This is a genomic window from Candidatus Zixiibacteriota bacterium, from assembly GCA_021159005.1.
GTDB lineage: Bacteria > Zixibacteria > MSB-5A5 > UBA10806 > 4484-95 > JAGGSN01.
Genome location: JAGGSN010000186.1, coordinates 1 through 1,855, shown reverse-complemented (window position 1 = coordinate 1,855; position 1,855 = coordinate 1). Strand labels below are relative to the sequence as shown.

Annotated in this window: 3 protein-coding genes; all 3 read left to right on the top strand. The window is 52.7% G+C overall.

Annotated features, from left to right (window positions below; all coding sequences use genetic code 11):
- Window positions 1-219: 219 nt before the first annotated feature.
- The 3 genes from J7K40_11510 to J7K40_11500 are packed head-to-tail and all read left to right on the top strand — an operon-like array spanning window position 220 to window position 1,777.
- Window positions 220-990, top strand: a complete 771-nt coding sequence (locus J7K40_11510) for a hypothetical protein (protein MCD6163023.1) — start codon at window positions 220-222, stop codon at window positions 988-990.
- 13 nt (window positions 991-1,003) lie between these two features.
- Window positions 1,004-1,351, top strand: a complete 348-nt coding sequence (locus J7K40_11505) for a hypothetical protein (GenBank protein ID MCD6163022.1) — start codon at window positions 1,004-1,006, stop codon at window positions 1,349-1,351.
- A gap of 60 nt (window positions 1,352-1,411) precedes the next feature.
- Window positions 1,412-1,777: a hypothetical protein gene (locus tag J7K40_11500; protein ID MCD6163021.1), complete on the top strand. Its 366-nt coding sequence runs from the start codon at window positions 1,412-1,414 to the stop codon at window positions 1,775-1,777.
- The last annotated feature ends 78 nt before the right edge of the window (window positions 1,778-1,855 follow it).

Below are 1,855 nucleotides of genomic sequence, written 5' to 3'. Positions count from 1 at the left end.
TGTAGCGGGGTTTTCGTGCAGTTAGATTAGCGAACGCCGCGATGGTGTGGTCAGGAGACTGACCAGTTCTTTAAAAAGAAGTGGTCAGGGGATCGATCGGAACTCTTGGCGCTTTGTACATCTTTACAAATATACACAACACACCATTTAAATACTCATAACTCCGATTGTGTGTCAAGCAGAAGTAAAATCCTGCTATGAACAAACGGAGGAAACAAGATGGGCAAAGCCTCAATTACCCAGCTGAGAATGCTGGCTGACAGGATTGCGTTCGAGGAACCGGGCAAAGAATTTAAGATTGACCGGACACCTCTGACGGATGACGAGATGAAGATGCTCATGAAGGAGATCAACAGAATGATGATCCTGACTCAGAGCACGATTCATCGAAAGATGCTAACGTACCACATCGGTTATATCGTCTTTGCCGCGGAAGCAGCGAAGAAATACTTCGAGCCAAAGACATTCGGTGGCAGGTATGCAGCAGACACACAGTTCGGTATCGATTCGATCAGACCGGAGATGGTGGGTCTGAACCAGACCGGACTATACGCTACCGGTACGATCCCGGTCCCCGATTGGGGACTGTCGTACACAACTGCACCCACCGCCGCGAACGACGGGTTCGTCGAGTGGATATGCGGGGACAGTGCAAGCAAAAACTACAGGGTTAAAGAGGACTCACTGATCCTCGTGACGGCACTCGACAACCTGACGCAGGAACTGTATGGCACCCCGCCCCTCGCTACCGCGGTGAAGCCAAACATGCTGAACGGTGAAGAGAAACCGGTGCTGACACTTCGACCAATGCTCGTGGGTGACCTGCCCGCGATGGTGCTGCCAAGTCCGTGGATGTTCATCCCCAAGACTGACGTAAGGATCGAGAAACAGATCAGGGGCGTCGGTAAGGACTGCCTTGCCATGTACGGAATGGCATTCGGTACGGGATCGTACCTGAAGAACAAGGCGCAGCTTGATGTGACGGCGTAAGGAGGCATGAATCATGGCAAACAAGTATGACCTGAAGATCGCCAACATACCGTTGTTAACTGGCGTCATGGAAGTCGGCGATCAGGTACCACTGGGCAAGACCAGGTTCGTGTGCTTCATCAAACACTCCGCGGTCACAGGCGGCACCGTCGCCATCGGCGAGGGTGTTGATGCAGATACGATGACCACGGTGAAAGACACCACGGTTATGGAAGGCGGCGGAATTCTGGCATACCCCGACAATATCGATATGGACAACCCGCTGTTCAGTATCACGCCTGATGCGGACAACGAGAAGTGGCTCGTCGTCGAGTCAACTATCGATGATGGTACGGTAACGGTCGTGTACTTCGACGAGTAAGGGGGCAATCATCGATTGTTCCCCCTACACACAACGACTAAAATCGAGGGTGTGTAAGATATGGCAAATAAACACGACCTGAAGATCGTCAAGGCGGATTTTAGCGGCATGGATGTTGTCAAGGTACTCGATGCGGTGCCGGACGGCAAGACCAGATTCATCTGCATGGTCAAGGAGAAGTTGGTCGGCGCAGTGGCGAACATAAACGGGGTATCCATCATCGATGGTGTTGCCGACAATTCGGCTACTCCCGTTGTGGATCACACCCATGTCGCTGCAGTCGAAGTGATCACAAACCTCATATTCCCTAATGGTGTCGATGTGGACAACCCGTTGTTCAGCATCGCGGAAAAAAGGTTCCTTAACATCAAAGGTGCTCACGCCGACGGGGCGGGGACCGTCGAATTCGTGTACTTCGACGAGTGAGGAGGCAAGAAATGATCACTTCAACCACAGGAACGGGCGCGGGATCTCCCGCGTCCCCGGTGATCGCACCCGAATACG

What these genes read in the sequence shown, in the direction of transcription:
- J7K40_11505 (MCD6163022.1), top strand. Translation starts at nt 1,004, where the DNA reads ATGGCAAACAAGTATGACCTGAAGATCGCCAACATACCGTTGTTAACT.
- J7K40_11510 (MCD6163023.1), top strand. Translation starts at nt 220, where the DNA reads ATGGGCAAAGCCTCAATTACCCAGCTGAGAATGCTGGCTGACAGGATT.
- J7K40_11500 (MCD6163021.1), top strand. Translation starts at nt 1,412, where the DNA reads ATGGCAAATAAACACGACCTGAAGATCGTCAAGGCGGATTTTAGCGGC.